Here is a 23821-nt window from a genome sequence, read left to right on the forward strand (position 1 = left end):
GGTCGATGAGATATGACGTGGAGATCCCTCCTCTTAGATATCCTCGAGTATGCTGTCGCACCTTACTCCGTTCTCAGGAAAATATTCCCACAGGTTATGATGCTGGCGCTGGTGGTCCTGTCCAATGCTGTGATTTTTGTCACCTACCAGCACCTGGACTGGATCTCTGCAATTTATGCGGGTGTGAACGTTGTCACCACGGTCGGGCTCTATGCTCCCAATATTAACCAGATGCCTTCCATTGAGAAACTACTCTTGGTTGTAACCATAATAATGGCAGTAGGCCTTTATACCAGCATCATCCAGTCTATGGTGAACACTGTAGTCAGGAGGTCTTCGTGGGCTGACGCGAGGGCTAGATGGAGGGGATCTCACTTGAAGGATCACATAGTTCTCATAGGGACAGGGAGGGTGATAGTGAGTGCTGCTAGGAGACTGGAAAAACTGGGAAAGGAGTACATAGTACTCACGAATTCCAAGGAAGTACTGGAACAGTTAAAGGGCGACAGGGTGATACTGGGAAACCCTGAGGACGATAAGGACCTAATGAGTGCAGGGATTCCTTCAGCATCATCCGCAGTTATAGCTATGGAGGATGATACCAAGACCCTTCTTGTAACCCTGAAGGTTCAGAAGATTAACCCTCCACTCAACACCATCTGTGTGGTAAAGCAGGACTCCCTCATCGACGTGTTCAGGACTGCGGGCGCGGACGAGGTTATTCCCTATGAGGATATAGTTGGGAGAATCACTGCAGCTGCCTCCATTGCAAAGAACGTAGGAGGAGTTATCTTCACGATGGACAGGAAGGCAGACATGGTGGTGGGATTTTTTGATGTGAAGAAGGAGGTCAAGATGTCTTCCCTGCCCAGCGACGTGGTGCCCATCATCATTGTGGATAGCGGAAAGCTTAACCCCTACTTCTCCAAGGATACGGTACTGAAGCCAGGGCAGACTCTAATCCTCCTGGGAAATCCTGATAAGTTCAAGGAGATAACCCAGATGGTCTCACAGTAAGTAGTTGAATTTAAACCATTTTCTTAACAGATGAGTTTATGGAAATCAGTATTAACCTCTTTGGGGGTCCAGACTCTCCCTCTGCACAGATTGGAACCACGGTTAAATCCGTTGAGGAGTTTTACGAAGATGGTCCCCTGATGGCCTTTCTTGTCTCCATCCCTCACTGTATCTTCAATTCAATTTATAATGTGGCTGAAAAGGAGGGAATGAAACTAAAGTGTAAGGTTAGGGCAAGGTACGTTCTAGATGAGAAATTCATGAAGACTGGTATCTATAAGTTCGCGAGGATAATCTTGGAGGTGAGTAGTCAGGACTGCGACGAGGAGGATCTGAAGGACCTAATCAACAAGGTGAAGATGGAGTGTCCAATCTACCTGAGCCTCATGGACAGGATGGAGATTCGTGCGGTTAAAGCTGGATAATTTAAGAGAAAATATTCTCTATAAATATTCTTTTATGTTGATTAATCTTCTTAGGATAAAAACTATATAAGTTAGGCCAAAATATTCATTATTAATGTCAGTATTGTTCCTAGACCCCAAGGACATTGAGATACTGGAGCTTATGGTGGCAATGTTACATATCTCGTCATACAGACTATCCAAGATTTCTGGGATACCTGCCTCAACAGTGTGGAGAGTTCTGGTGAAGTTAAAGTCACTGGGGCTCATTACCAAGGATGGGAGGGAATTCAGCATAACTCCCCGCGGTCTTGTAATGGCCTATTATCTCACCAAGAGACAATCCATACGTGAGACTGCCCTGCAAAATCTTAAGGAAGCGTGGAAATATGAGGGGTCTCTCGAAGAGTTGAGAAGTTTTCTGGCCTCTCTTCAGGACTTCTTGAGGAGATTTGAGATTTCTCCCATGAGCATATGTTTCAATCAACCCCTCTCTGTGATTAGCCTCATGCTACCCAGGGCCAAGGACCTCGATGAACCAAGCCAGCACGTCTTAGCTAGGTTTATACTCCGCACCTTCCCCTCTGTGGTGTTACCCTCCGGATGCAAGGCGGTATTGAGCTTTGACCAGAATGGAGAGCCGTACGCCCTTGCCGCTGATTGCAAGGAAGATGGAGTACACCTGTTTCACAAGTGTGCCCTAATCAACTCTGTTGTTAAGGCGGAGGTAAAGGGTAGTAAGTAGTGGATCTGCAAAGGTTTTTATTCAACTCATCTCTCTTGGTGAGGAAGGGCCTTCACCCGGTTATTATTTTAAGCGGGTGCCAAAGAAAACATCCTACCCCCATTTACCACCTTCCGCCAGATGAGACCAAGGAGTTAAGACTTTGCGTGAAGCTTGGCGTGAGGGAGGACTCGCGTTGTCCCTTTCTTTATCCATCCCTTAGGGAGGAATTTCATGAGAGGGTAATAAGAGGCAATCCGAGTAAGGTGACCATAGCTGGAGTGGAAGGACTTCTCTTCGTGGACGTTTTGCATCCAGAGAGAAACCAACGTATATTGAAGGCGATTCTGAGCAATATTGTCACCACTTTTGGAGTAACAGAATACCAGGTGGAGGTTATAGATGACATTGCGGGTTTCTCCTGGGGTATGGTGGACGCACTCCCCTCAATAAGGGAAGGAATGGTTATAGGAATGATAAACAGACCCGGGGGTCTGGCTCCAGTGAGAGCGCTCTACAGGATATTGAATGGCGCCCATGACTACTTCTCAAGAAGGGGTATTGACCCCGAACTTATTGAAAAGCTGGCCGAAGAGTCTCTGGAAAGGGCAACTAAGATCCTGAAATTCCATGGGGTATATCCCATAAACCTCACGAGAATCGGTATACTGAACCTGAGGGAGGCGTTGAACTTGGGATACTCCATGGACCTTGAAATACCCAGTCCCTGGTACGGTGAACTGGTTGAGGCAATAACTCCCCTTGTTCAGGACCCGATGCAGTCGGAGTTACTCTTCCTCGTAATAGGGGAGAAAGGAGAAGTGGAGGATTCCCTGAAAGAGGCAGAGAGGGTGGGGTTTCCAACCTTTCTTGTGGGAAAAGTCCTGGAGAAAGGAGATGTTATTAGAATAAAAAAGAAACAGGATTAACTTAGTCTTTTATCCTCTCCATCCGAAACTTCCTATTGGTACAGGCTGGTTGGTCACTATCTGGAACGGTGTCATAGGCGCTAGCTGGTAAGCATACTGTCCTGCGAATAGTATGTCTGCCCTGGTCAGGTATCCAGCAACCAACGCGAAGATTGCAGCTACAACAACAAGGTACTTCACCGCAGTGGGAACGTCCATTACAGGCATTTGTCCTACTGCCTTGGATGGGGCCTGAGCCTTCATTCCCATAATAGGCAAACCGCTAATGCTCAGGTAACCTATTCCCGAAATCACCAGCGTGAGCGCAGTGAGTGCCATATCAGCGTAGAATGAGGCCTGAGATACAAGGTAGTTGTAGGCAACTTGGTCAAAAACATAAATGAAGTTAACAGATGCCATGAACAGGAACCATGTGGCAAGTTCCGCAACGCTGGAAAACATCAGCAACTTGGTCAGAGTCACCCTGGCCCTGATCATGTCCTCACTCTTCCCGATCAAGGCAATGAGGTAAGCCAAACCTGTGGCTGCAAATATTCCGTCAGCCAGATAAAGTGCAGGGATTCCACCATTATTCCAGAAGGGAACCCCAGTAGTTGCAGCAAGTTCAAAACCGCTATACGTCGTGGAGAAGATGCCTGCGAAAACGCCTATCACAGCGATAATGCCTCTAATCAGCCTGCTCTTCATGTTAGCCAGGGTTACTACCATGTACAGGAACGAGAATAGCAGGAGACCACCAACGAACACTATACCCCTGGCCATCCAGGAGTGCCCAAGGTTAGCAAAAGCTTCAATGGGCGAAGCAATGGCAGCGGAAGGTCTTCCAAGATCCATATCGAAGAATCCGAGAGCAAGGATTGCAGCGATAAAGGTTACAACTGAGGCCCTCCTGGTGAAGGATCCATATTTACCTGTAACTTCCATAAGGCCTATAATTGCCATCAGCATTCCTGCAATTTCCGTGAAATAGAGGGCTAGCGCGACATATTCGCCCCATAGTGGATACTGGTTTATCTGTATAATTGGTGCCTGAATTCCGAAAGAAGTCCCTGGAGAAGGTGCGCTAAATAGACCCATCTTTATCTGATTCTCTGGTTTACATTATTAATTTAAATAAAGTTTCATTTCACCATACCGATATGTTTAAGAGAACATATTTTCCCCAAGTCTTTTTTCCTTCCTTGAGGATGGTTACAAGTGGATGACATTCTTAACAGGGCTGAGGAACTCATAGGGGAGAACAGACCGGAGGAGGCAATTTCACTGCTCAGGAATGTGGATCTTGTCGAGGCGTACATCTTGAGGTCTGAGGCACTACGTAGATTAGGGAAAGCGGAGGAAGCGTTAAGGGAACTGGATGCGGGATTGGAGAAATTTCCGTTCAGTTACGTTATTCTTGCAACCAAGGCTGAGGTTTTAGAAAGTATGGGGAGGTTGGATGAGGCTCTTGATACCATTGACCAAGTCCTGGCTATATTACCATACTCCTCCGAGCACAGGTTCGTGAAGGCTAGATTACTTTTCAAGCTGGGGAGATATGAAGATGCTAATCTTGAACTAGCTGAAGTCCTGAGGGTTAATCCCAGGAACGTGGACGCCAGGATCATGAAGGCGTTTTCCTATTACAACATGGGACTCAAGCTTGACGCTCTGTCTGAGGTGAACAGGGCCCTGGCATTCAAGAAAGATGATCCAAAGCTTCATGCCCTTAAGGGAAGGATTTATTTTGAGACGGGTTATCAGAAACTAGCGCTGAGTGAGTACAAGATAGCCTCCCATTATGAACCCGAGAACCCGGATCACTATTATGACATCGCCCTCTGTTATTATACACTAAAGATGATGGATGATGCGCTCCTCTACGTGGACATGGCAATTGCAAGGGGGAGTAAGGCCTCCTATCATGCACTCAAGGCATCTATACTTAACGAGATGGGCAAGGACCCCTCACAGGAGATCAAAACAGCCCTTCAGCTTGATCCCTCCATCAAGCCAACTTTGGAGAACCTGTTAGGCGTAAAAATATCTCCGGAGGGAAATATCGATAAAATGAAGTGAGTTCTTAAATAATCTAGGCAAGTTAATCGACTTTAGATAAATAATGAGCCACTTGAAATTGTCCAGAAGGGACTTTCTTAAGGTAAGCGGTGCAGCTGCACTTGGTACTGCCCTCATTCTAGGAGGCAACACAGTGGCCAAGAAGATATTTGATACATTCTCTGAGACAAATTACACTCTTAATTACCCCAGTGACGAGATTGTTTACTCCAACTGTTTCCAGTGCCTGGGAAGATGCGCATTGGAGATTGTGAGAACTCCCACAGGATTTCCCAGGTTTATCACTGGAACCATAGGATGGCACATTAATGACGGTGGCGTATGCCCTAGAGGGGCGTCTGACGTTTATTACTACTTCGCTCCAGCTAGGTTGAGATATCCCCTTCTCAGGGCTGGGGACAGGGGATCAGGTAAGTGGATGGCAATAGATTACGATACTGCGTTCGACATCCTCGTAAACGGTGCCTCGGCCAAGAGCTGGAGCAACCTGGGGGTTACCCCACAGGATCTAGGAGTTGCCAATTTCCAGGGTCTCATGCAGATAAGGGAGACGAACCCGCACTCTCTGGTCTTCATGCAGGGTAGGGACCAGCTTATCCCTGGAATCACTGCAGGATTCTTTGCAGGAAACTACGGGACCGCAAATGCAGGAGCGCACGGAGGATTCTGCTCCATGAACGTGTACACTGCGGGCGTATATGTGACGGGTGCCCCAGTGTGGGAATATGCCGGTCCTGATGAGGAGAGGGCCCAGTACTTCATTTTAGCAGGTCTAGCTGGAGATCACTTCCCCAACTGGATGAGGAGGATAATTGCCAGGATAAGGGAGAATGGAGGGAAAGTTGTCACAATTGCCCCTGAAAGATTTGGATTCTACTCCGTTTCAGATGAGCATCTCTTCATCAATCCAGCCATGGACGGAGCACTGGCCATGGGATGGATAAGGGTTCTGGTTGACTTCCACTATTACGTGTATAAGGCCTATCTAGCCTCCACAGGGCAAGGTCCTACAGTCATTAACCCAATTACCCTCACACCGGTGCAACCTGCCTACGATGCGTCCTCCGGCCAGCTCATAATGCAGACTGTTACTCCCTCAGGTCAGGTGCAGGCTATACCCAGCCTTGGTGATATCCCCAGCACTGCCGTGTTCCCGCATATTGACGAGGAGTTCCTCAGGTACTACACAAACATGTCCTGGCTTGTCATAGTAAATCCAAATCCACAGAACGGTGACGCTTTGGATCCCACGGATCCCACTGCAGGAAATAATGTAGGCCTTCATCTAAGGATGCCCGTCAACAACCCGGAGTACAGCAAGGCTCATCCTTGGCTAGAGGCGATAATGGGAAATGACGGCAATGTCTACTCCTACGTGGACACCCCATGGCAGAAGAACGTGATGCCAATTCTCACAATGGATGAGCTTCCTTCAAGTATGCAGTCGAATATTGTGCAGGTTCCCTATAAACTCAAGGACGGGACATCAGTCAAGGTCCCAGCCATTCAGGTCACGGTTCCGAAGGCATTAGGGTCCTCTGGAACCATAACGCTCACCGTGACCACCGCATTTGAGCTATTTAGGGCGGAACTTCTCAACTACGATCCTTACACTCCCTCATCTTCCTCACCTCAATACGGAGCCTTGAATGTCGCCAGTCTAGCTGGAATACCTCACAATACCGTGGTGAGAATAGCAAATGAGTTAGCTACTGTAGCTTTCCAGAAGTCCATTTATGAACCGGCACAGTGGGTGGATTATCTGGGTCGTTATCATGATCATGTGGTTGGAAGGCCGGTCTCAATTTACTTCATGAGAGGTCTAGCTGCACATGCCAACGGTTTCATGAGCTCAGCTGCCTACTACTACCTTGTCCTTACCCTTGGTGCCTGGGATAATCCTGGCGCTGATCTGTACAAGTATCCGTATCCTCACTACTTCCCTGGCCACGCAGTACCTCCACACCCGCTAGCCAATACCCCACAGATAGATCCCAATATAGCCTCGGCCATAAGCGGGATGAATCTATCAATACCCAAGGGTAGATCTGGATTCCTTAAGACAGAGTATATCTACAACGATGGAACTGTGGACATAAAGAACGTCACTGTGGTGGGAGCGGGACCTTATGGATTTCCAGATGGACCAGATGACCTAGTCTTGTTCAGCACAGGAAGACCCTTGCTCATTGATAGAGGCTATAGCTGGGAGCTACCCCTCTCTACTCAGAGGTCGATCTCAGCAGTAGCTTACACCGCGTACTTTGCCAACAAGTATCCGAACCAGGTTATGCCATACACGGTCAATGCAATGATGTGGTACATCACTGCCCCCTACTGGAATAATGCCTACACATTAACGGATCTACTACAAAAGGTTACCGAGAAAGGCAGTGACGGTAATTACGTGATCCCGTTCACAATCAGCTTTGATCTGTTCATGCAAGAGACTAACAACGTGGTTGACCTGATCATGCCCGACCTGTCCTTCCTTGAGATATACGGATTCCACAGTACCTTCGATAGACCCACCAGCTTGCCTCAGGGTCCGTCCGACTCTCTGAACTGGCCTGCCTTACCGTCTATGTACCCAGTTCTGTCCACCGGGGACACCCTACTCACATTACTCTGGTTGCTCAGAGCTTATCCAGGTCAGAAGTCCATAACTCCCACGGATAATCCCCACTACACCACACAGGATCCTATAACTGGCGGGAACCTGATAAGTCCTGTGAGTGTGACAGATCCAGTTAGCGGAACTCAGATATTAACCCAGGGTCAGCCCGGTCTCATCTCCACAGCTATGTACATCCTTAAGTCAGGAACCTTAATGGCAGGATATGGAAGCAACTTCGAGTATATACTTACGGACGCTGAGGGTAAGCAGACTCCCAATCCTCAACAACTTAAGTTATACGCCTCCTTCGTACCAGCTTCATCCGATCAGCAGAGTGTAATTAACCAGATATTAAACAGTGTGCCATCTGGGCAAACCTTCTCCACTGCTCCTACCTTCAAGATAGGAGCCAGTGACAGATCCTCAGGAACAGAACATTACTTCAGGATTCCGGTGAAGTTCCAGCCAGGCCTACAAACTAAGCTTCAGGACATAATTAATAAGTACGCTCCTAACATGTCTCTCAGCGACATTAACCCTGGTTACGTTAAGGTAGGGAAGGGCGGAGCTGTTTACGTGCTTCCCCCATCAATTAGGTACATGAGAAACGTGAACATGTTCTACTTCTTGGGATGGGGAGCCTACATGCCAGGAGGATATGGACCAATAGGTCTACCCTACGTTCACAGGATTTACCTAGAGTACCTTCAGAAGTTTAGATTAGCTGCGGCAGGTAAGTGGACCGGGTATAATGCAGCCTACTACTATTACTACTTAAAGACCGGAAACGCGAATCTAAAAGTACCTTCAGTGTTACCCAATGATAGCTATGGCCAAGCTCTGGCAAAGAACATACTGGACTATCACAGACCCTTCGGTGGGTATTATCCACCGCCAGCCTGGGCTTCCAACATAACGTCAGATGGAATCAACGAGAACGAGTATCCCTTAACGTTCTTCGTTAGAAGGCACGACAGGACATATCACACTTGGTCCTTCAACGTGCCCTGGTTAACCGCAATAATGCCATACACCCCCGTCATGTTGAGCGCGGCTGATCCATACGTGCAGAGTATGGGTATACAGAGCGGAGATATGGTGCAGTTTGAGGCCATAAATGAACCTTGGAGTGGAGGTCTCAGGACCACGTTAACTGCGGTGGCATTCCTAGATAACGCTACCAGGCCAGGTGCTGCGTGGGTGGTGGTTTCCGCTCAGGCATTGCCCGGGTTCAGAGGTCAAACGCCTGACTCACCTCAGGTGAAATACAGCGTACTCAATAACTGGGCCAACATCTCTTACATGCCACCATCTAGGGGTGGTCAGCTCTCCCCGACCACGGATAAGGCTTTCCCCATCATGTACCTTGATCCCATTACCGGTCAAACCTCGTGGCACGATAGCAGGATAAAGATCGTGGGCAAGTCCTCCTCAACCCAGGTTCAGGTGACAGCAAACAAATTCGTGTACATGGGCCAGGACTTCTCCAATCAGGATATACTATCCACAATACTCAACCAGATGGGAGGTCAAATCTCGGTGAGTAATTCCCCATCCACGCCTACATTCGCCCAACCGGTGAACGTTCCTCACCTGAGATTTGACGCAAACAACATGACCTCTACGAGTATATGGAGCTTCGTGTCACCAGGCTCACTAGCCCCAGGTTACACCATAGGTAACTACAAGGTGAGGTATGGGTTTGCAACCGATCCCTCAAGTCAAGGGTGATTTTCAGGTTTCGAGGTGATGTAAATGTCCCAAACCCCACAAATTCAGTTGGATATTAAGCAAGGTGGAGTCCAAAAGGCTCTGCCCTATACCCCTGTGGCAAACTACGCCATAATAACTGACCTGAACAAGTGCTTCGGATGCGCAGGTTGCCAGATGTCATGCAAGGAGTGGAACACCTCCGGAATGTTCGGCCCATTACCGGATCTGGATCCCTACGGAAACTTGGACGTGATGTTCTGGCTCAGGGTGCTATACGTGGAGGTTGGTAACTACCCCCAGACCAAGGTTTACAACATTCCCATCAACTGCTTCCATTGCTTGAACGCTCCATGCGTAGAGGTATGCCCTGTGGGCGCTACCTTCAAGAGAACTCAGGACGGAATAGTCCTAGTGGACTATGAGGAATGTATAGGAACCAAGTACTGCATATACGCCTGCCCCTATGGTAACAGGTTCTTCGATTATATTGAAGGCGTGACCAAGAAGTGCACCCACTGTTTTGACAGAATATATGATCCAACCCTTCCGCCCGAGGAGAGGATACCCGCCTGCATTCACGGATGCATGGTTCAGGCAAGAATTTGGGCCAATAGGTTAGACCCCACTGATCCTGGTAACATACTCTTCGTAGATAAGGGAGGCTTCGTCCTAGGCCCGGAGACAGGTGCCAACCCGGCGAGCGGCTATCTGCCGTGGCACAGTGCCTATGCAGCAGATAATGACGTTGAGCTGTTGAGCGAGTCAGAGTACTATAACGTGTGGACCTCCAATGGAGTGGTTCAGCTTGGTGCCCAGGGGAATAACTCGACCTACACTGAGAGCAACGGGTCGGGTTCCAACTCAAGTTCTTGATTTTTTAGGTGATCCATCTGTCAGTTTCCATTCTAGATGTTTTGAACGTGAGGCATTCCACCTACGATATGTTCTCAGACCTCTTCCTGTACAAGTTTGATGTTAATGAGTACCAGCAGTTACTGGAGAAGGTCCGTCTCCTGGAGGAGAAGTTGGGCAAATACATGGAGGAAACAGGAGTAGAGATAACGGAGATCAGGAAAGCGCTTGAGGAGAGCAAAAGGAGCGACTATCTGATAGAGTATTCGTCCCTCTTCATTGCGGGAGTTGGGGTGAAACCGCTTATCCCGGTGGAGAGTAAGAGGCTCTTCTCCCTCATGGGCGAGAAGATTGCTACCTTCAAGTATAATGACGTGGTAAGGTTTTACAGCTCAAGGAGTCTGGTGCCCAGGTTAGGTTCCCAGTTCACCCCAGAGCCTGACCATATAGCCTCCCTGCTGGCTTTCATGTCACTCCTGGTGGAGGAAGAGTTTCAGAGCAGGAGTACGGGAAGGGATGCCTTCAAGATTGTCCAAGATCAGAAGAACTTCGCCACATCCCACCTCTTTTCCTGGATACCCGACTGGATAAATGACGTTGTCCACGATCCAAGGTCCAGGATATACAAGGTAATTTGCACTCAGCTGGGAAACTGGCTCAAGTTCGAAAAGGATTTCTTGGGTGAAAGGTAGTGCTCAATGCAGGTCTCCTGGTCTCTAAGAAGGCAAGGGAAATACTGGGAGACGATGTTCTTAGGACTGTGTTCGATGAGGTCAGGCTCTCTTATGTAGCAGAGATTGGTGATTTCATCTTTGAGGATCTGAAACAGAACGATGTCAAATCCCTTCTCGTCGTGAACGAGGGAAGTAGAGAGACGTGGATGGAGGATATAGACCAGAGGCTTGGAATATCTCCCCTGGCCGTGACTACCATACCCTACACCTGGTTTGAGAACAAGAGCAGGGATTTCGTTCTTGCTCTCCTTATGGGCTACTCCTCCAGAGCTCAGCTCATGGACCTGGCGTACAGGGTTCAGCCCACAAGGGCTTCCACGATCTCCAGAAGATCATTAATTAGATTGAAGGTATATGAGTACAAGCCCTATCCCGTCCTTTTCGACGAGGTTCACGCTGAGAGGGAAATAAACAAGGCCGTGGAGGCATGTCCGCTCAACCTGGTGGTGAAAGCCCCGGAAGGACCATCGGTGGGTTCACCCGAAAAGTGTACGGCCTGTGGGTATTGCAGTGCCTCTTCCTATCTAGGATATTTTGAAGTTCCAACGGCCACAACAGATCAGGTTGTTGCATTTATTAATGCGGTGGTGAGATATTACTCCAAACCAGCTTCACTAATGTTCACTGATGGAATGCCTTCGCAGATTGTTGAGGGGGTCTTCCCATTCGTTGTACCCTGCGTGGCCTCGGTTCATGATTCATTTGTACTGGCAAGTTACTCAGCTGGATTGACGCCCATAATTCACGTGTCCTCCAGTTGCGGTACCAAGGAGATGGCTCTCAAGAGACTAGAAGAGATCCCATCCCATTTCCCGGGAACTGACCTAAAGGTTAGGAAGGCCAAAGATGACGAGGAACTGAGAAAAGCGCTTGAGTTACCCCTCTTGGATCTGGGAAAGTCTACCATTCCCTCTGAGGTCCTCCTTCATAGAAGCAGGAGAAGATCCCTTCTTCTCTGGTCAATTGAGGAGATGTCAAGGAAGGTCTCCATGAACCAAGAGGACGTTGTTCCAGGGGTATACAATGTGACCGTTGACCCCAACAAATGCGTTCTATGCGGAGTGTGCGTGAGGGCGTGTCAAATGCTTGTACCTGACCTGAAGGGCAACGACAGCCTAGAACTCACTTACAATATACCCTACTGTATTGGCTCAGAGAGGTGCGTGAAGAATTGCCCAGAGAACGCGGTTTCCGTAACAGGTTTCGCCAGGATCTCAGATCTCAAGAAGAAGACCATGAACAAGACGAAGGTGGCCAAGTGCAGGATCTGTGGAAAACCTATAGGGTCAGAGAAGGTTAAGGTAAGGGTGGACTCAATGTTGATATCCCAGGGATTTCAGGGCACGGCCCAATACACTGACGTGTGCAATGAGTGTAAGCAGAAGGAGTTAACTAAAATATGGTTGGAGAGACTTCTGAGTGGTAAGAGATGATTCCCTACCTCATAGACGTGGAGTCCGTATTTGACTTTTCCTCAGTGAAGGGGATAGATCTTTATAATGAGATTGCAAGCTCCGTTCCCAGGTATTATCCACCCAAGGAGCTGATTAAGATCGTGATCGGTATGCTCGACCTTTCCTCCGTGAAACCTTATCCAGACGCCCTTTTCCTTGAGGAACTGAATTATAGGGCGAGGATCTTCCTCATCACCAACCTCCCGAAGCTGGAGACCAAGTCCCTGCTAATGAAATACAACCTAGACGTGTTTGTGCAGGATGTAATATCCCCGGAGGACGTGAACAGGTATCACCCATCACAGGAAATGTTTTCCCATGCCGCTAAGCGAGCTAACACCGTGATGGGGGTGATGAACTTCGTCACGTCTAGGGTGGGTTATGCCATCAAGGCCAGATCCCTCGGAATGAAGGTCACTCTGCTCAGGAATCAGGTTAACCTTCCTCAGGACCTAGGGATAGGGTTTAAGCGAGACCTGATTTCCCTTGCTGAGAGCATGGCGCAACATAAGGTGGACTCTAGCATGGGAGACTCAGCGTTGAGGTGCACCTGATGGCCACTGACACTGAAATCTTCACTTGGTTCAAGGAGCTCGGGATGAAGGTAGACAAGGTTACCAGTGGAGGGGTTTATTTCCATTTCACCGTCTCACCTCCCATGGGAGGCCTTCCGGTATCTGTGATAAGGACCACCCCAGAATCCACCTACTACATAGTCGCGGTCATCTTGGATCTGGACCAGTCCAAATTCAAGGACAACCCTTCTCTTATCTCTCAGGTTAAGAGGGAACTCCTCAGGCTCAATGTGGAGTTCTTCTTTACTCCTGACGAGAAGGCTCCTAGGAGCGTGCAGATTGCTAGGATTCTGTTCGCAGAGGGTTTATCCAAGAACGAGGCACTGAACACTGTCACACTTATAAAGAACGCTGCCCTGCTTGTCCTAGAGCTCCAAAAGTAATATTTTTGCGAAATCCTAGAACTTAGTTATGTCGAGAAATGAGAGTAGAATACTTGCACTCACAATCTCCTCTATTATAGCCATGGTTGTTATAGGAGCAGCAATCTACATCCTGGGGTCCATGAAGTTGTTGCCAGGAAACTACATTCTGTACCTCGAGTTAGTGATCTGGATAGTGGGAGTTCTCCTTGTTAGCTACCTTCTATCTCTCTTAGTCAGGAGGAGGCTCTCCACAGTTATAGGAGTAGATAACGCCTCCTCCCTGGGTTTCGTCATAAGGGTTATAGGCTACGCCCTGGCGCTGGCGGGAGCTGTGTCAGTCTTTAAGGTGGGTTTGGGCGAGGCACTGGCTGCAGGTGGATTTGCAGGCCTGGTCCTAGGTCTCGCATCGCAGGACGTGCTCTCAAATGTGTTTGGAGGGATAATGCTCCTTCTCTCACGTCCCTACAAAGTAGGTCAGCGGATCACGGTATCCACTTGGCAGTATGGCCTAGACTTTCCAACATATTCACCTAAGTATTTCTCCACGGATTACCTCATACCAGGCTATACTGGAACAGTGGTTGATGTAACTCTCCTCTACACCATAATACAGACAGACGAGTTATCTGAGTTAAGGATCCCGAATAGCATCATGATACAGGCTGCCATCTTCGTCCACGACAAGGAGGAGAAGCGTAAGGTGAGAACTAGATACGAGATTTCGAAGGATTTTGACCCAGATATGGTTGCGGAGAGGATAAAGGAGGAGTTGAGTCATATGGAAGGTCTACTTGCACCACCTGTAGTCAGGGTACTGGAGGCAACTCAGACGTCATTTATCTTTGGAATTGATGTGGTTGCAAAATCCGTTTATGAGGAACCCGTCAGAAGTGAAGTCATAAAGAGGGTTACAAGGGTGGTGAAGTCCCTGTCCCGTGAAGAGAAAGTAAATGAAAGTAAATAGAATTTTTAAACTCTCCTGCGTAATAGTTGTTATGACGAAAGAGCTGACCCCACTCGAGAGACTTCAGTTAATGGTACCGGGGTATAGGGGTTATAAGGCTAAGGATCTAATTAGACAGGATGACTTCCTGATAAGGTCCTCCGTTAAGATGAAACTGGAGAACACATTGAACAAAATCGCTGAACTGGAGGCACAGATAGTTTCCACTTCTCCCTTCTCTCCAGAACTCAAGAAATTGGAGTTCCTTGCATCCAAGATCAGGACGCTCATATCTGAAATGGTTGCATCTCAAGGGGGAGGAGCGGACGTATACGCAAGATATAAGATTACTACTGAGGCCCTTGATGAGATAGTGAAGAATGATCTGAACCTGATAAGCATAGCAGATCAAATCTACAATGACATCAGTTCAGGAAAAGTGGACTCAATAGATTTCATGCTGAATCAATTGCGAGATATAATGGTGAAGAGGCAGGAATTATTCTTCCCACCGGAATACAGATGAACTATTTCACAAGGCCACTACAGCGTTGAGATTTGTGGTAGCATCACTACTTGGCACTCTGTAATACGATAACACGGCGTATATTCCCTGATGCTGAAATCCCATGTAAGTATATAACGAGATCTTCAGGATCTTTCATAGTCAAGACTAACTCGCATCGGAATCTTAGGTTGTGCTGAGTTAAGCAACTTTGGCTAAAAGGGAGAAAAATAATGTGAAAAGGTTTAAAATATAGTATACAAGTGATTCATATGTCTCTTCAAATTAGAGGTCAGGTAATCAGCACGGAGAGAGATGACGGAACTTCCTTCATGGCCCCCGACGTTCTGGTCTTTAGGTATCCCAGGGAGCAGGTCACATCGAAGTCTATTTTCATAGTTCAACCCACGGAAAACTGCGTTGTTATCATTCAGGGACAGGTACAGGCTGTACTTCCTCCAGGCACGCATAATATTCAGTCTCCGCAAAATCCGCTCTCCTCTTTCATGGCAAGGTTCAGGTATAACCAATTACCCTTTGATACCATTGCCCTCTTTATATCCATGACAAGGCACGAGGTCAGGATTCAGGGAAAGAGCCAGACAGACGATCTGGTTCCACTGGACTACGAAGTTGCCGTATACTATAGGGTGACCGATGCAGCTAAACTGGTTGTAAATATTCAGTTCGCTGGGGCCTTTTTCAAGGATGGGGACTTAGCAGCGTATCTAGCACCCATCATAGATCAGGAAGTTAGCTCTATTCTGAACCAGGTGAAACTTGTGGACGTCTATAAAAAGTTCGGAGATATATCGACCGCTGTAACCGCTGCATTGAAACAATTCCTAGCAGAGCTAGGAGTGGAACTAATCTCAGTCAGGGTAACCAGACTAATTCCTGAGGATCCAGAGCTCAGGAGAATAATTCAGCTTAGAGATCTTGGCCTAGACGTTGAGAAGGCTGTGAGGATGGGACTGGCTAGATTGCTCACTGAACAAGGTAATCCAGCAAGCGTTAACATGGCTATAGGCACTCCTTACTACCCCAACCTCTCCACACTGGTCAATCTACCCCAGAGGCTCCTTCAGGTATCCATGGGCTCTTCATCCCAGACGGAGGGTGAGAGCAACGAGCAAGATCAATCCAAGAGCTCTTAGCTGGAACGTAGGAGCAGGAATAGGTTACTCCTTCATCCTCACAATAATTATGGCGCTATCATCCCTAATCCTCAAGGGCTTTTATCCTCCTTTCCAGTTCTCCATTGCGCCGGTGAAGTCGCTTATAGTTTCGCCCGTTGAGGGAGTAGTGCAGTTACTGATATTGCTGGTACTTTTGGCCTTCGTCTTTCCCATAAGGGGTGAAATTATCTCAAAGGAGCTGAAGAACGTGAGGAAGCTTGCCATATTCGTGGTCGTGGGTTATCTTATCCTATCTCTTCTTCCCTACGCTATAACCACAGGCTACATCCAGACTTATGTGGGACTGGTTATTGCGTTCAATATCATCAATGGAGTGGTTGGAGGCGTGGGTTCCAGTCTTTAGTGGAAGGTCAGATCTGGAGGACTTTTTTTGGTCTCGCAACTGGTCAAGGTAACATGAAGTTAACGAACAGGACACAGTAACCGGTCACTTCTGTCCAATCTTGAGTGAGAGAAAACATCTTTTCCTGGAAAGGCAGTCTGGTTCCCCTCCCTTACTCCTGATCCTTAGGAAAGAGGCTAGGGTAAATTCCATGAGGGAAGTGATGAAGGCGTAAACTTCTGCTTCTTCAGTCTCTTCAGGATCCTGTTGCAAACCCTTCACTATCTCCTCTTTCTCCTCTAGGTATTCCGACTTATCCCTATACACGATCTGGAACATCATATCGTCATTTTCGTATCCCTCGGTTGCCCTTTCATCGTCAAAATAGAAGGTCCCCCATCTGGCCTTATGTGGCTTTCCTGTCATCTCCAGTTTATCCACGAAGAACTGGCTAACTATTTCCTCCAGCTCCGTCTCAATGTCCCCAACCTGTAACGCGTTCAGAAGGGGATAGTCGTAAAAGGTGTCAGAGCTAAATCTAGTGCAGATGTCCGCAAACTTCCGCCATCTCAACACCTTGTCCTCAAATCTCATCTCCCGCTATTCCTCTTCAAATGAGTAGGCGTCCAGCCATTTTTAATATATGTAAACATGTCCTTTACTTTGGTAGTTTCACTTCAATGAATTTGGTATCACTTGCCCTATCTTAAATAGTATCACTCCTCAATATATAGATTAGCATGATTAGTCTCAACTCTTCGGACTCGCATGTTACGTTCAGTGATATAATTGACGCTAACCTTCTGAGGAAGAGGTATCAAGATTATGAAAAGTCCCTAAAGAGGAGTAAGCCAAGGGATCTTATGCTCGTGGTGAAAGACTTCCTCACCTTCGTCAAGGGTCTAAAGACCAGCGTAACATCCTCTTGGCTCGCTAGCAATCTTGCGGAGCAGGAGAGAATAGCCAAAAGGATATTCACAGTGTTGAGGTTAAGATACTTTATTCTCTTCCTCTACAGAAAAATTGTGGATGGTCTGGTCACAAGACTACTGAACCTGATCAAGTCCCTGGTTACCCAGATCTCCCTTACCTGACCTTTTTTTAGTTCATTTCGTAGGGCACTGTGTAGTTTCCTGAGTAAAGGTCTATCCACATTCCGCTCTCCGCATGTCCAGGTATGGGGCAGGCTATCCAGTAATATCCCTGGGGGAGGTCCTTCAACAGTCCTGAAACTGATGTTCCTCCTGATATTCCATTCCCGTCATTGTAGCCTATCTCGAAGATGATTTTACCATCCTGGGAAAGGATCAGCTGATTTGGAATTGGGGTGTTGTTCTGAACCACGGCCAGAGCATGACCTGTGGGTTCTGGGTTATAGAAGGTGAAGAAAATGCTCCAGTTGGCAGGGATGTATATCTTCATTTGACCGTTGGTAGTTCCATTGTAGTTTAACGGATTGGATGCCGTAGGCGACGCGTAAAGGTAAATAAACACGGTGTGGTTCTGTGCATTATAGTTAAGTTTTACCGCACCAGGAGGTAGCTGTTTGGTCTGGTTAGTGCTGGTATTTGACACGTTGGAAGTGACGTTCTCACTCCCTGACGTGCTAACCTTGGTTGTATTGTTTGTCTTTACTGATACATTCGTGGGAGTAACTGTGGGCTGGGTGGTTGTATGTCTCTGGGCAATCAAGAACACTGAAATACCTATTAATGCAATAATTATTATAACTAATCCAATTTGCCAAATCTTCATAGGATTGGGACATCAAGTGACTCTTTAAGTTTTTACCCAAATTTGGTGTATCATTGAAAACTTGCTATAAACAATTAACTCACGCTGAACTACAGAGCATGGTAACCTCCACCTAGAAGTTAAACAAAACAAGGCTAATTAATTACAGTCGTAACTATTTAATAGATGAGGGTCAAAGCCTTTCTCCTGATACTGCTCTCCTTCCTGATCTTCTTGGCCATTTCATTGCTTCATCTCCCGCTCTGGTTATCGCTTCTTTCCGCCCTGATGTTCTGGGCAGGCGTAAGTCTCCTAGTGTTCCCCAGACTTGAATGGGGTGGGGGAAAGTATTACAGGATAACGTTCCTTACTTACTTCGTTTATCACTCCCTTGTTTACTCCGTTGTTCTGGGTTTGCTGGAACCGGGCGGGATAACGGCCCTCAGATTTGTGGAGCAGATACACGTGGGTTACGGTTTTGAAGTCCCTCCCCCGGTTGAGTTCTTCCCCTACTGGATATCCCAGTCTCCCGCGTTCTGGATAATACTGGGAGGTTACGAGGCTGACATTGTTCCTTATACAATCTTCATGGGGCTTCTCCTGGGCAATCTCATGGGGCTTAACGTTTCCTATATCAATAAACTTTCCTCATTGAGGGGAAAGGGAGGGATAGCGAGGTCTTTCCTTCTCTTACCTTCACTGGGAATAGTGTCAGGAGCTTCCTGCTGTTTGGCTCTTCCCACCATAGTTCTCTATACCCTTGCCCTCTCCATACCTTCTATAGCCTCTCCAATCCTCTTGGTTCTATCCTCGCCCACCTACTTCAATTTCGTATATTACGGATTGCCTATTCTCTCTGTTCTGGCCCTATACGCGAATCTTCGGCTTCTCGTGAGGGTGTTCCTATCGTGTGAGTATAGGGGTAGTTCAAGTAACCCCTTATAACTTGGTGACGTCAATGAAAGAACACTTGAATTAACCGGGGAGTTAATTGGCTTGGAAGACGTTGGGTCTAAACTAGTTTGTTGTATATTTCACGTTTAGGATTCATTAAATACGCGAAGGTATGGGATAGCCCCAGACGTATCGGCGTTTTCTCCCACCCTCATAAGTTAAAAGCAGGCAGTTAAGTATACCATATGACAAGAAAACTTCTCATGCATGTAGGTCCCGTGACCATAGATTACGACGTCCTGGTAGCAGGACTTAGGGGTGACACGGGCTTCACCTCGCAGGAGTTCATAGAGGCTATGTCCTTTTCCCTGAAGTATCTTAGGAGGCTAATGGGAGCGGACGAGAGTTATCAACCCTTCATCATACCCGGAGGAGGTACTTCAGCTATGGAGAGCGTGGTCTCTGTCCTGAGGCGTGGAGACAAGGTCCTGGTGGTCTCCAATGGTGTATTCGGCGATAGGTGGAAAGCCATCTTCAATCGATATCCAGTGGCAGTGGACATCATCAAGGCTAACCCAGGGGAGTATGTGAAGCCCGAGGAGGTGGAGGAAAAGGTTAACGAGGAGAAGTACACCCTGGTGGCCATGACCCACGTGGAGACCAGCACTGGCGTCAGGGAACCCATCGCTGAGGTCACCAAGAGGATAAGGGATAAGGTGGATCTCATTGCAGTGGATGGGGTAAGCAGTGTTGGGGCTGAGACCGTGAAGGCGAAAGATTACCAGGTTGACATTTACCTCACCGCAAGTCAGAAGGCCATTGGAGTTCCTCCCGGTGCAGGCCTTCTCGTCCTCTCGGACAGGGCAGTGGCAAGGTTATCAGACGAGTCTGTAGCGGGGTATTACTTAAACCTCAAGAACTGGGTTGACGTGATGAGGAACCTCGAGGAGGGCAAAGGTTCATACTTTGCCACCCTTCCTGTTCATCTAATCTTCATGTTGAGCAAGGCCTTCGAACTCATGGAAAGGGAGGGACTGGAAAACAGGGTTAAGAGACATGAAAGGGTGGCCAAGGGTATTAGAGCTGGTGTGGAGAGCATGGGGCTGGATATTGTGGCCAAGAGACCTGAGGCTTACAGTAACACCGTGACCGGAGTTCTCCTTAAGAAGGCCAACCCAGCGGACGTGTTGAGGGAGGTCATCTCGGAGGGGCTGGAGCTGGCTCCTGGAGTTCATCCAGCTCTTGCTGGGAAATATTTCAGGATTGGGCACATGGGCTGGGTGAACCCCAACGACGTGATCACCACAATTGCGGTACTGGAAAGGGTTCTAAAGAGGCTGGGGGAGCCTGTTAACGTGGGTGAGGGAGTAAGGGCAGTTCAGCTCACCTATACCTGACTATCTCCTTTTCAGAAGTATCAGCCCTTTTCCAATCCTGACCACGAGTAGAATGGAGCCCAACTCCACGAGATAATCAATTATTCCCAGGGTAACGTAAATTCCAGGGGTGAGTTGCCCCGTCAACTCCCTCATGGTTAGCAGGCTTAGGGGATAATCGAAGCCCCAAAATAGAAGAGACACCAGAAAGTAAGTAATCTTCATCAAATATAGTACCGATAGCATGATTAAAAACAAATTTATTTCAGTTAACTCTCCCTGTTATGCCGAAACTTTCTTGAGGTACTCCATTATACCGCCAGATTTCAGGATGTCCAGAGCCATCCCCGTGATTCCCTTGCCCTTCAGCACTCGGCCGTTCACCGTAATTTCCCCGGTCTCCACGTTGATCTTGACCACGTCCCCCTCATTTATCTCCCTGGTGGCGTTGGGAAGGACTATGAGGGGAAGCCCGTTATTGATGCAGTTCCTGTAGAATATTCTGGCGAAACTTTCAGCTATAACCGCTTTAACTCCAGCAGCCTTCAAGGCTATGGCGGCCTGTTCCCTGGAGGAGCCCATGCCGAATACCTTCCCCGCGACTATTACAACCCCTTTGGAGGCCTTTTTATAGAACTCAGGGTCAAGTGGCTCCATGGCGTGCTGTGCAAGGTAGGCAGGGTCAGTGTACTTCAGATGCCTCGCAGGGATTATTATGTCAGTATCTATCTTGTCACCGTATTTGAGGACAGGACCTTCCACCATCATTGTAGATCCCTCGGGTCCGTTATGTACCCAGTGGCCGCTGAGGCAGCAGCCACAGATGGCCCAGAGAGGTAGACCTTAGCTTCATTGCTTCCCATCCTTCCCCTGAAGTTTCTTGAGCTTGTGGAAACTATCACCTCTCCCGGTCCCGCAACTCCGAAGTGGCCACCAAGGCAGGGCCCACAGGTTCCATAGGTCACCACACACCCCGCGTTAACCAGATCCTCTATGTAACCTAGCTCCATGGCCTGCTTGAACATGGTATAGGACGAGGGAATGGCTATGCATCTGGTCTTAACCTTCTTACCCTTGAGTATCTCAGACGCAATCCTGAAGTCTGAGAGCCTTCCATTGGTACAGGAACCAATGTAAACCTGATCCACCGGTACCTTTGACTCCTCCCTGGCCGTCTTAACGTTATCCACGCTGTAGGGTGCGGCAACAAGGGGTTCCAGTTTGTCAAGCTCTATGGTGTACTCGTCAGAATACTTCGCTCCTGAATCTGGCGTGACAAGCTCCACTTCCTTACCCCTCATGGTCTTTATATAATCCTTGGTCTCGACGTCTGGTATGAACATGAGGGCGTCAGCGTTCATCTCTATTCCCATGTTGGAAACCGTGGCCCTGTAGTCCATGGGGAAGGCCTTTGGATTTTCTACGTGGACCTCTATGGACATTCCGTTGAAGTAGTCGGCCTTGAACTTACCCAGCAACTCGAGGGCCACATCCTTTCCATTTATCCACTTTCCGGGGCTTCCCTTGAGGGTAACCTTGAATGGTTGAGGAACCACGAGCCACGTCTTACCCGTGATCACAGCAGCAGCTACGTCGCTAGCTCCCATTCCCTGGGCAAATGCTCCCACGGCGCCAGAAGTGGTGGTGTGACTGTCAGCTGCCACTATCACCTGACCAGGAAGGGCATACTGCTCAATCAGAAGCTCGTGTAGAATACCCACGTTTATGTCGTGGAAGTTGGGTAACTTCATCTCCTTGACAAACTTCCTTATGTTTCCCTGTATCTCTGCGCTCCTCACGTCTGGTGGAGGTGCCAAGTGATCGAAAGCCACCACTATCTTAGCCTTATCGAATATCTTCATCATGTTGGCCTTTTCCATCACCTCAATCACATGATAACCTGTGAGGTCATGGAATGCCACAATATCTGTCTTGGCCTCAATTACGTCTCCTGGAGAAACGGTTTTACCTGAGGCCCTGGAAAGTATTTTTTCAGTTAATGTACCTGTCATATCAAGGGAATGTATTATACGTGAAAAATTAAGCTTTCCATTAAACTTGGTTCGCTTCTCGTCCTGATTTCGTCTCGTGCAATGCGATGCGAGCCTTCTCACTGGGGCAGAGTTCATCCCTACTCCAGCAGGGCTTGCGGTGACAAGGGAGGTTCCATCTCCGTGAGAATGATAACCTCCACATCGATCTCCGCAGGAGGTCTAAGGAACGCAGTATGGTAGGAAGCTAGTCGCTTTTACAGGAGTTCTGTATGGCAGAGTGTTCTGCACCTCATAACTCGAAAACGTCCTGCGTGAATCAGAGCTCGGTCCATTTTTGTATATCCCGTTAGAAGCTCCTCAAATTTTCACGCGTGTTACCTTGTTGCAGGAGAAAACAGGACCTATTTCCTTAAGATATTATGTCCTAGTCAGTTAGACTCTCCCCTGGGTAGTCAGGTCTTTGTGGTCTTGGTCACCCAAGTAAAGTATTCCCCATGACAACCCCTGTGACTACCTTGACCTCCCATAACGTTAGGCGGGGTATAAGCTCAACGACAGGTATCCAAAAATTCCTGTCTCGTTCGCATCCCTTGACGTTCTATCGTGCTAGTTCTGACCTAGGCAGGAGATGTTTTCCGTATCCCTGTTATGTAACCCTTCCCTTTCTCATACGAGATAAATACGTATCCACAGTTGGGACATAACTTCGTGACTACGTTTCCTTCCCTGGTGAGATGCTCCTCAACCACCTTTTTGCATGATGGACAGGTTCTTCTTGCCATGAACAGGGTATTCGTGTAAAAACGTTTTAAAGTAGTAAACCTCGATCCCGAAAACTCGACCCAAAGCTCTCCCTAGATGCGTCTGTAAAGCACTTGTTTAAGGGCGTGGATAAAATACTCCATGTTTCCACCTGATGTGGGGCGTAAGTAATGCTAAATCTAGTCAGAGAACCGAGCCTTCAGTAAGTTTTTACCCTTGTATCTAAATGTAAAGTTAGAGGATAAAAATTAGAATAAAAGTTCTGGTTAATGGAAACGTCTTGATCATGATTTTAAAACTATGGTGGTGTACTTATAACTAGAGATGTCGCTTGCTGAAGAAATAAAGAAGATACTGAAGGAGAATCCATCGATAATAACCGACGCTTTAATGGAGAGGCCAGATGTTCTTTATCAGATGCTGGCCAAGCTCATGCCCTGGCAGAGACTGGAAAGCGAGATCGAATCTGTTAAGGAATCCACGCAGAAGTCAATTGAGGAGGCCACCAGTTCACTGAGGCAGGAAATGAGGTCAATGATCGAGCAGAACATGAGGTCAATAAGGGAGGAACTGAAGAACTTCGCCACCAAGGACGACCTGAAAAACCTGGTAACCAAAGAGGACGCCAAGAACTTCGCCACCAAGGACGA

26 protein-coding genes and 1 pseudogene are annotated in these 23821 nt (G+C 47.8%); 20 read left to right on the plus strand and 7 right to left on the minus strand.

Features of this window, described 5'->3' with window-relative positions:
• The first annotated feature begins 12 nt into the window (after window positions 1–12).
• The 4 genes from L3N51_RS07780 (at window position 13) to L3N51_RS07795 (ending at window position 3074) form a co-directional block, all read left to right on the plus strand.
• Window positions 13–1017: a potassium channel family protein gene (locus L3N51_RS07780; protein ID WP_238026525.1), complete on the plus strand. Its 1005-nt coding sequence runs from the start codon at window positions 13–15 to the stop codon at window positions 1015–1017.
• Between the two features lie 38 nt (window positions 1018–1055).
• The gene (locus L3N51_RS07785; RefSeq protein ID WP_238026527.1) at window positions 1056–1442 is read left to right on the plus strand and encodes an OsmC family protein; all 387 of its coding nucleotides are present in this window, start codon (window positions 1056–1058) and stop codon (window positions 1440–1442) included.
• A gap of 94 nt (window positions 1443–1536) precedes the next feature.
• On the plus strand, window positions 1537–2166 hold the full coding sequence (locus L3N51_RS07790) for a hypothetical protein (protein WP_238026529.1): 630 nt from the start codon (window positions 1537–1539) through the stop codon (window positions 2164–2166).
• Window positions 2166–3074 carry a hypothetical protein gene (locus L3N51_RS07795; RefSeq protein ID WP_238026531.1) on the plus strand — a complete coding sequence of 303 codons (909 nt, stop codon included), beginning with the start codon at window positions 2166–2168 and terminating at the stop codon, window positions 3072–3074. Before L3N51_RS07790 ends, L3N51_RS07795 begins: the two co-directional genes overlap by 1 nt.
• Before the next feature lie 9 nt (window positions 3075–3083).
• Here L3N51_RS07795 and nrfD read toward each other — a convergent pair whose 3' ends face one another.
• Entirely contained in the window at window positions 3084–4151 is a 1068-nt protein-coding gene (gene nrfD, locus L3N51_RS07800) for an NrfD/PsrC family molybdoenzyme membrane anchor subunit (RefSeq protein ID WP_238026533.1), read from the minus strand.
• A 120-nt stretch (window positions 4152–4271) separates the two neighbouring features.
• On the opposite strand from nrfD, the gene L3N51_RS07805 reads away from it, so the two are divergent.
• The 11 genes from L3N51_RS07805 (at window position 4272) to L3N51_RS07855 (ending at window position 16432) form a co-directional block, all read left to right on the plus strand.
• A complete protein-coding gene (locus tag L3N51_RS07805) occupies window positions 4272–5132 on the plus strand; it encodes a tetratricopeptide repeat protein (protein ID WP_238026535.1) in 861 nt (286 codons plus the stop codon).
• 43 nt (window positions 5133–5175) lie between these two features.
• Window positions 5176–9480, plus strand: coding sequence for a twin-arginine translocation signal domain-containing protein (locus L3N51_RS07810; RefSeq protein ID WP_238026537.1), 4305 nt, complete (start codon window positions 5176–5178; stop codon window positions 9478–9480).
• A gap of 24 nt (window positions 9481–9504) precedes the next feature.
• On the plus strand, window positions 9505–10335 hold the full coding sequence (locus tag L3N51_RS07815) for a 4Fe-4S dicluster domain-containing protein (protein ID WP_238026539.1): 831 nt from the start codon (window positions 9505–9507) through the stop codon (window positions 10333–10335).
• Window positions 10336–10352: 17 nt separating this feature from the next.
• Window positions 10353–11006: a molecular chaperone TorD family protein gene (locus L3N51_RS07820; RefSeq protein WP_320056944.1), complete on the plus strand. Its 654-nt coding sequence runs from the start codon at window positions 10353–10355 to the stop codon at window positions 11004–11006.
• Window positions 11006–12481, plus strand: coding sequence for a 4Fe-4S binding protein (locus L3N51_RS07825; protein ID WP_238026543.1), 1476 nt, complete (start codon window positions 11006–11008; stop codon window positions 12479–12481). Before L3N51_RS07820 ends, L3N51_RS07825 begins: the two co-directional genes overlap by 1 nt.
• Window positions 12478–13056 (plus strand): HAD family hydrolase, encoded by a 579-nt coding sequence (locus L3N51_RS07830; protein WP_238026544.1) that lies wholly within the window; start codon window positions 12478–12480, stop codon window positions 13054–13056. Before L3N51_RS07825 ends, L3N51_RS07830 begins: the two co-directional genes overlap by 4 nt.
• Window positions 13056–13460, plus strand: coding sequence for a DUF2299 domain-containing protein (locus tag L3N51_RS07835; protein ID WP_238026546.1), 405 nt, complete (start codon window positions 13056–13058; stop codon window positions 13458–13460). The genes L3N51_RS07830 and L3N51_RS07835 overlap by 1 nt, the downstream gene beginning before the upstream one ends.
• A 28-nt stretch (window positions 13461–13488) precedes the next feature.
• The gene (locus L3N51_RS07840) at window positions 13489–14406 is read left to right on the plus strand and encodes a mechanosensitive ion channel family protein (protein WP_238026548.1); all 918 of its coding nucleotides are present in this window, start codon (window positions 13489–13491) and stop codon (window positions 14404–14406) included.
• Window positions 14407–14437: 31 nt separating this feature from the next.
• The gene (locus L3N51_RS07845) at window positions 14438–14911 is read left to right on the plus strand and encodes a hypothetical protein (protein ID WP_238026550.1); all 474 of its coding nucleotides are present in this window, start codon (window positions 14438–14440) and stop codon (window positions 14909–14911) included.
• A 251-nt stretch (window positions 14912–15162) separates the two neighbouring features.
• Entirely contained in the window at window positions 15163–16047 is an 885-nt protein-coding gene (locus L3N51_RS07850; RefSeq protein WP_238026552.1) for an SPFH domain-containing protein, read from the plus strand.
• Window positions 16010–16432 (plus strand): hypothetical protein, encoded by a 423-nt coding sequence (locus L3N51_RS07855; protein WP_238026553.1) that lies wholly within the window; start codon window positions 16010–16012, stop codon window positions 16430–16432. Before L3N51_RS07850 ends, L3N51_RS07855 begins: the two co-directional genes overlap by 38 nt.
• A gap of 84 nt (window positions 16433–16516) precedes the next feature.
• Here the strand turns inward: L3N51_RS07855 and L3N51_RS07860 are convergent, their stop codons facing one another.
• Complete coding sequence (locus L3N51_RS07860) at window positions 16517–17005, minus strand: hypothetical protein (protein ID WP_238026554.1); 489 nt, start codon at window positions 17003–17005, stop codon at window positions 16517–16519.
• A gap of 146 nt (window positions 17006–17151) precedes the next feature.
• On the opposite strand from L3N51_RS07860, the gene L3N51_RS07865 reads away from it, so the two are divergent.
• The gene (locus tag L3N51_RS07865) at window positions 17152–17505 is read left to right on the plus strand and encodes a hypothetical protein (RefSeq protein WP_238026555.1); all 354 of its coding nucleotides are present in this window, start codon (window positions 17152–17154) and stop codon (window positions 17503–17505) included.
• 7 nt (window positions 17506–17512) lie between these two features.
• Here the strand turns inward: L3N51_RS07865 and L3N51_RS07870 are convergent, their stop codons facing one another.
• Entirely contained in the window at window positions 17513–18166 is a 654-nt protein-coding gene (locus L3N51_RS07870) for a sulfocyanin-like copper-binding protein (RefSeq protein ID WP_238026556.1), read from the minus strand.
• 165 nt (window positions 18167–18331) lie between these two features.
• On the opposite strand from L3N51_RS07870, the gene L3N51_RS07875 reads away from it, so the two are divergent.
• Entirely contained in the window at window positions 18332–19090 is a 759-nt protein-coding gene (locus L3N51_RS07875; RefSeq protein ID WP_238026557.1) for a hypothetical protein, read from the plus strand.
• A gap of 194 nt (window positions 19091–19284) precedes the next feature.
• Window positions 19285–20436 (plus strand): pyridoxal-phosphate-dependent aminotransferase family protein, encoded by a 1152-nt coding sequence (locus L3N51_RS07880; RefSeq protein WP_238026558.1) that lies wholly within the window; start codon window positions 19285–19287, stop codon window positions 20434–20436.
• On the opposite strand, the gene L3N51_RS07885 is transcribed toward L3N51_RS07880, so the two are convergent.
• The 3 genes from L3N51_RS07885 to L3N51_RS07895 are packed head-to-tail and all read right to left on the minus strand — an operon-like array spanning window position 20437 to window position 22427.
• Complete coding sequence (locus L3N51_RS07885; protein WP_238026559.1) at window positions 20437–20640, minus strand: hypothetical protein; 204 nt, start codon at window positions 20638–20640, stop codon at window positions 20437–20439. It abuts the gene before it with no gap.
• A 57-nt stretch (window positions 20641–20697) separates the two neighbouring features.
• Window positions 20698–21183 carry a 3-isopropylmalate dehydratase small subunit gene (locus L3N51_RS07890; protein WP_238026561.1) on the minus strand — a complete coding sequence of 162 codons (486 nt, stop codon included), beginning with the start codon at window positions 21181–21183 and terminating at the stop codon, window positions 20698–20700.
• On the minus strand, window positions 21180–22427 hold the full coding sequence (locus L3N51_RS07895; RefSeq protein ID WP_238026562.1) for a 3-isopropylmalate dehydratase large subunit: 1248 nt from the start codon (window positions 22425–22427) through the stop codon (window positions 21180–21182). Before L3N51_RS07895 ends, L3N51_RS07890 begins: the two co-directional genes overlap by 4 nt.
• Before the next feature lie 81 nt (window positions 22428–22508).
• Here L3N51_RS07895 and L3N51_RS07900 point away from each other — a divergent pair, with 81 nt between their 5' ends.
• Window positions 22509–22649, plus strand: a complete 141-nt coding sequence (locus tag L3N51_RS07900) for a hypothetical protein (RefSeq protein ID WP_238026563.1) — start codon at window positions 22509–22511, stop codon at window positions 22647–22649.
• A 377-nt stretch (window positions 22650–23026) separates the two neighbouring features.
• Here L3N51_RS07900 and L3N51_RS07905 read toward each other — a convergent pair whose 3' ends face one another.
• Window positions 23027–23191, minus strand: a complete 165-nt coding sequence (locus tag L3N51_RS07905) for a hypothetical protein (RefSeq protein WP_238026564.1) — start codon at window positions 23189–23191, stop codon at window positions 23027–23029.
• A gap of 304 nt (window positions 23192–23495) precedes the next feature.
• Between L3N51_RS07905 and L3N51_RS07910 the strand changes: the two are divergent.
• A pseudogene (locus L3N51_RS07910) lies at window positions 23496–23821 on the plus strand (hypothetical protein); the annotation flags it as partial.

The organism is Metallosphaera javensis (ex Hofmann et al. 2022), from assembly GCF_022064045.1.
Classification (GTDB): domain Archaea; phylum Thermoproteota; class Thermoprotei_A; order Sulfolobales; family Sulfolobaceae; genus Metallosphaera; species Metallosphaera javensis.